A 6,000-nucleotide genomic window follows, 5' to 3' on the forward strand; every position below is an offset into this window, starting at 1 on the left:
AGCGGGAAAAGCATGCGTCTGGAAAACAAGGTCGCCGTCATAACCGGTGCTGCGGCGGGCTTCGGCGAAGGCATGGCCAGGCGCTTTGCCGAAGAGGGCGCCAAGGTCGTCGTCGCCGACCTCAACGCCAAGGGCGCGGAGCGTGTCGCCGCCGAGATCGGCGAGGCCGCCATCTGGACCCAGACCGATGTTTCGCAGCGTTCCGAATTCGACGAGATGGTCTATGCCGCAAAAAGCGCCTTCGGCCGCATCGACATCATGGTCAACAATGCCGGATATACCCATCGCAATGGCGACATGCTCGATGTCGACGAGGCGACCTTCGACCTGATCACATCAGTCAACATGAAGGCGATCTACCATGCCGCACTTGCCGTGGTGCCGATCATGGACCGCCAGGGCGGCGGCGTCATCCTGACCACGGCTTCGACCGCGGGTCTGCGGCCGCGGCCGGGCCTCACCTGGTACAATGCCTCGAAAGGCTGGGCGATCACCGCGACCAAGTCGATGGCGGTCGAGCTAGCGCCCAAGAACATCCGCGTCAACTGTCTCTGCCCTGTCGCCGGCGAAACCGCCATGCTGGAGAAATTCATGGGCGCCGATACGCCCGAAATCCGCGAGAAGTTCCGCGCCTCGATCCCGCTCGGCCGGCTGTCGACGCCGCTCGATATCGCCAACGCCGCGCTGTGGCTCGCATCCGACGAAGCCGCCTTCATCACCGGCGTGGCGCTGGAGGTCGATGGCGGCCGCTGCATCTGAGTTGGCCTGCGCTTTGCATTGCCGCAGTTTGACTTGGTCATTGGGGTGAAGGCATAAAGCAGCGGTGCTTGGGGAATCTGGCGGCGCCATGAATGCGAAACTGCGGAAAATTCGCAAAAGCCTTGGGCAACGCCTCCGGGCTTATAGGGCAAGGCGCGCGCGCTCAAAAAGCCACGCGACGTTCATCGGTATAACCGGCAGCTCGGGAAAATCGACCGTAACGGCGCTGCTGGGGCACATATTGGCCAGCCACGGCTCTGTCCATGTTGAACTCCTTTTCCATTCGCTGGAGATGCTGGCGAGGATGCTTTCGCGCCGGATCGGTGGCGTAAACTACGTCGTGGTTGAGGTGTCAGCGTCAGGGGTTAATTCCGTCAAGCCGTTGGCACAGATGTTGCGGCCGCATGTAGCTGTCGTCACCATGGTCCGGCTTGAACATGTCTCCAGTTTCAGAACCCTCGAGAATGTCGCTCATGAAAAACGCGCGCTCGTCGATATGCTGGAACCGGGCGGTCTTGCCGTGCTCAATGCCGATGATCCCAATGTGCTGGCCATGGCATCCGGCCAGGCGCAGCGCTTCGTCACATTCGGAGAGTCGGAAGCTGCTGACTATCGCGTTGCCGAGATCAGTGCCGCGTATCCCCGCATGCTTGGCTTCAGATTGCACTGGCGCGGCGGTGTGCTCGACCTTAAAACCCCATTCCCAGGGGAGCATTTCTGGCTGCCGGCGGCCGCCGCTGCAGCTACGGCCCTTGAACTTGGGGTACCTCCGCAAACCGTCAAGGACAGGATCGAGACGTTTCAGCCGCGGGAAAACCGGTGCGAGGTGATCATCCCTGAGGGTGGGCCGCACTTCATTGTCGACTCTGTCAAGGCGCCTTGGCATTCGCTGCCCCTTGCTTTGGATATGGTGGCGAAATCAACCCTTGGCAAAAAGCGGATCGTGCTTGGCCAGCTGTCGGACTTTAGCGATTCAAACACAAAATATGCGCGCGCTTATAAAAGCGCGCGCGAGATCGCGAACCAGGTGATCTATGTTGGCGAGCATGCGCATCGCTCGAAGGCCAGCCAAGCCGACCTCGACAACGACCGCTTTATTGAACTGCGCACGCCGAAAGAGGTCTCGGATTACATCAGGAAAACGGCAGAGCCTGGCGAGTTGATCCTGCTGAAGAGTTCTTCCAATCTTCACTTGGAACGCATCCCGCTTGCCTGGGCCCATGATGTGAAATGCTGGGTTCCGGTATGCGGTAAAACCGAGGGATGCCAGCAGTGTGGCCTCTATGAAGTGCCCTTTGAACAACATCGGGCCTTTGTGAGGCAACGCAAACTGGAGCGTCGTCATCGGCGTTTCAAGCGGCTCTTCAAGCGATGAATCCTCTATGGATCAGGCTGCGGAAAATTCGAGACGACCTTAGACGTCGATCTCGGCGCACTCAAGCCGTGCGGGAGCGTGCGAAAAACAAGGCAATTTTCATTGGCGTTACCGGCAGTTCCGGCAAGTCGACGACGACAAGTTTGCTCGGACATATTCTCGCTAGTCATGGCACAGTCTACGCGCGCTCTCTCGCTAACACGATGGAGTCGATGGTAAACACGCTGTCCAGGCGTCTGCAGACGGCAGGCGAGGTGGAATACGTCGTTTTCGAGCTCGGCACTTTCGGCCCTGATTCGATCAGGCCAATGGCCGAAATGCTGCAGCCGCATGTCGCCATCGTCACCATGGTGCGCCTCGAACATGTAAAATCGTTCAGAACCTTGGAGAGCGTCGCCCAGGAAAAACGCGCCTTGGTCGATGCCTTGCAGCCGAGCGGCCTTGCGGTCCTCAACGCCGATGACCCACACGTCGTCGGCATGGCCTCCGGGCGCCGTTTCGTCACCTTCGGCCAATCAGCCGGGGCGGACTATCGGGTAAGCGATGTCCATGCCGCCTATCCCAACCGGCTGACGCTCACGATCCATTGGCGGGGTGGCATGCTGGAACTCCAAACGCGATTCCCGGCCGAACATTTCTGGTTGCCGGCGGCAGCTGCCGTTGCCGCCGCGCTCGAACTCGGCGTGCCCGCGGAAAAGGTGGCGGCGATGGTCGCGACATTCCAGCCGCTGGTCAATCGATGCGAGGTGCTCGTCACCGATGGCGGCCCGCAATTCCTGGTCGATGCCGCCAAGTCGCCTTGGCATTCGGTTCACCTTGCCCTCGACATGATGGCCAAGGCCACTGCCGGCCGAAAACGCGTCATTCTTGGCCAGATTTCTGACTATGCCGGCTCGACCCGAAAATATCGCTACGCCTACAAAACAGCACGCGAGGTCGCCGACCAGGTCATCTATGTCGGTGACAATGCACATCGCTCGGGTGCCCCGCAGGCCGATCGCGACACTGACCGGTTTGTCGAAATGCGCACACCCAAAGAGGTTTCCGACTACATCAAGCAGACAGCCGTGGCCGGCGAACTGATTCTGGTGAAAAGCTCATCCAATCTTCATCTCGAACGAATTGCGCTCGCCTGGAAGCATGACGTCAAATGCTGGATCCCGATATGCGGCAAACGCGAAGGCTGTGAAACATGCGGTCTGTTCGAGGTGCCGTTTGAGCAACACCGCGATCATCTCAGGCAAGCGAAGCATGCGAGACGGCGGCGGCGCTTCCTGCGGCTTATCGGCCGATGAACACGAGAAGGCTCACGCCCCGGTCTTGATGTAGCTCTTGTAAATCCAGCCGCGCTTGCCGTTGTAGACGATCTGGCACCATTTCTTGCAGCTCACCACCTGCACCGATGACTTGGCGGGCACGGTTCCCATGGCGGCGGCATTCTTCTTCGGACCGGTGCGCATTGTCACTGTCCTGAGTATGCGTCCGGTGGCATCGGCAGCTGCCACCTTCTGTGGCTGGGCCTTGGCCTGGGCATCATCCGCTGCCGCGGAAGATTGCGCATCCGGCAGTTGCGGTTTCGGTGTCGGGATAGCGGCGGTTTCCGCGCCGTCGGTGTGACCGTCCTTCGCAGCGGCGTCTGGTGCAGCAACCTTGGACAGCTGCGTCGTGGCATCACTCTGTGCCGACGGCTCCTCGTAAGCTGCCGCGTCGGCCGGTTTGGCGGCTGTCTGCTCAGTCGCGGCCTGATCGGAGGGGGTGGCTTCAGCGTCGCTGTTCGATTGCGGCGCAGTCCAGCGCGGATCGTTGGCCGCCAGCGCCGGTATCGCGGTCGCCCCAGCAGCCACCGTCGGCGAAACCGCATCGCCCTTACGTGCGGCCTGCGGCGCCGCTACCGCGGCAACTGTGGCCGCAGGGGTGACCGGGGCGATCTTGGTTGTCTTGACCGGGATGGTTGGAACGCTCTGCTGCGAAAGAGGCTGTGTGCTGGCGCTCGCCTGCCGGTCGTTGGCCGGCAACGCCAGCCAAAGCGCGATACCCGCCACGCCAAGCAGCGCTGCGGTGCCGACCGCGGCGATCACCAAATGCGAATTCGTGCGCACCCCCTGCCAGAAGGAGGGCCGCATGTCGTAACCGAACTGCATGGCAAAGCGCCGTCGTTCCGGCGCACCGAAACTGAAGGGCTCGTTCACGTTTGCCACCTCCAACATGCGGCCGATGTTCTTTCGATCAGCGCCGGAAGGCCGGCATTCGATCGGCATCGGTCCCAAAAACAAGCGGGCAGGCCCGCAAAAGTCCCCGTTCAATCACCCAGAACCGGCACCTTTTACCCGCGATTGTGGCATCAGTGCGCCCCAACCGCGGATTCTGCACCCTTGTTAAGGATTCTGCAATGTGTCGCTCAAGCAACGAATATTACAGACGGAATCGCTTGTTGCTCTAGATTCGATCGCGCAGCGCAAACCAGTTGAGCGCCAGGAACAGCAGCGGCGTGCGAAAGCTTCGGCCGCCGGGGAAGGCCGGGATTTTCAGGTCCTCGATCAGCTTCAGCCGGTCGCGGTTGCCGGCGACGGTCTCGGCATAGAGTTTGCCGAAGAAGTTCGACAGCATGACGCCATGGCCGGAATAGCCGCCGGCCGAGATCACATTGGGCATCACCTCGCGCACGAACGGCTTTCTCGGCACGGTGATGCCGACATAGCCCCCCCAGCCATGGGTGATCTCGACATCCCGGAGGTCCGGATAGAGTTCCGCGATCTGCCGGCGGATATGGATATGGATATCCTTCGGATCGTTGACGCCGTAGACCTCGCGCCCGCCGAACAGCAGCCTTCCATCCCTGGATTTGCGGAAATAGCGCACGACGAAACGCGAATCGTCGACCGCCTCGCCGCCCGGCAGGACTTTCGAGTCCGCTCCGAGCGGCACGGTGGCACCGATGAACGACCCGATCGGCATGATGTGCGCGGCACTCACCGGCTCGAGGGTGCCGCCATAGGCGTTGACGCCGATCAGGCATTTCTGCGCGGTGATGGTGCCTCTCGGCGTCGTGACCCTGACCTTGCCGCCGCTGGACGTTATGCCGGTCGACGGCGTCTGCTCGAACAAGTGGGCGCCGGCCGCAGCCGCCACCTTTGCCGTGCCGATCACCAGTTTCATCGGGTGGATGTGTCCGGTGCCGGTGTCGCGGGTGCCGCCGAAGTAGCGTGTGGAGCCCAGTCGTTCGGCCGTTTCCCTGGCATCCATGAAGGCGATGTGCGGATAGTTGAAGCGGCCCGCCATGATCTCGGCATGCGCCTTGTAGTCGTCGACATAGCGCTGCTTGTGCGCCACCGACAACTGGCCGGGCATATAGTCGATGTCGATCTGGTTGACGGCAGCGAATTCGAGCAGGTGCGCCTTGGCTTCCTCGGCAAGATCGAACAGCGCCTTGGCGCGGGAGAAGCCGTATTCGGCCTCCATCTCCTCGGCCCAGGCGCGCTGGCCGGTGCCGAGCTGGCCGCCATTGCGCCCGGACGCGCCATCGCCGAAGCGATACGCCTCGATCAAGACGACATCGGTCCCGGCTTTGGCCAGATGTGCTGCTGCGGACAGGCCGGTAAACCCACCGCCGATGATGACGACGTCGCATTGGCGATCACCGTCTAGCGAAGGGTACTCGGGCCGTGGCCCAGCGGTATCCTCATACCAGGAGCGGCCGGGAGAAATGGGGGATTGGTAAGGCATGATGCTCGCTAGGGCAGTAGGGCAGTAGGGCAGTAGGGCAGTAGGGCAGTAGGGCAGTAGGGCAGTAGGGCAGTAGGGCAGTAGGGCAGTAGGGCAGTAGGGCAGTAGGGCAGTAGGGCAGTAGGGCAGTAGGGCAGTAGGGC

The 6,000-nt window shown here is 61.5% G+C and carries 5 protein-coding genes; 3 read left to right on the top strand and 2 right to left on the bottom strand.

Translation table 11 applies throughout. The annotated features are described in order from the left end of the window. Positions 1-12: 12 nt before the first annotated feature. The 3 genes from AC04SH_RS29610 to AC04SH_RS29620 all read left to right on the top strand — a co-directional run bounded on the left by AC04SH_RS29610 (position 13) and on the right by AC04SH_RS29620 (position 3,429). On the top strand, positions 13-759 hold the full coding sequence (locus tag AC04SH_RS29610) for an SDR family oxidoreductase (protein ID WP_488577670.1): 747 nt from the start codon (positions 13-15) through the stop codon (positions 757-759). An 88-nt stretch (positions 760-847) separates the two neighbouring features. Further along, positions 848-2,134: a Mur ligase family protein gene (locus tag AC04SH_RS29615; protein ID WP_488577665.1), complete on the top strand. Its 1,287-nt coding sequence runs from the start codon at positions 848-850 to the stop codon at positions 2,132-2,134. Then, positions 2,131-3,429: a Mur ligase family protein gene (locus AC04SH_RS29620; protein WP_488577666.1), complete on the top strand. Its 1,299-nt coding sequence runs from the start codon at positions 2,131-2,133 to the stop codon at positions 3,427-3,429. Before AC04SH_RS29615 ends, AC04SH_RS29620 begins: the two co-directional genes overlap by 4 nt. Positions 3,430-3,441: 12 nt before the next feature. Here AC04SH_RS29620 and AC04SH_RS29625 read toward each other — a convergent pair whose 3' ends face one another. Beyond that, positions 3,442-4,323: an SH3 domain-containing protein gene (locus tag AC04SH_RS29625; RefSeq protein WP_477351361.1), complete on the bottom strand. Its 882-nt coding sequence runs from the start codon at positions 4,321-4,323 to the stop codon at positions 3,442-3,444. Positions 4,324-4,570: 247 nt separating this feature from the next. Beyond that, entirely contained in the window at positions 4,571-5,857 is a 1,287-nt protein-coding gene (locus AC04SH_RS29630; RefSeq protein WP_488577667.1) for an NAD(P)/FAD-dependent oxidoreductase, read from the bottom strand. Positions 5,858-6,000 lie beyond the last annotated feature (143 nt).

Source organism: Mesorhizobium sp. CNPSo 4688 (assembly GCF_057784295.1).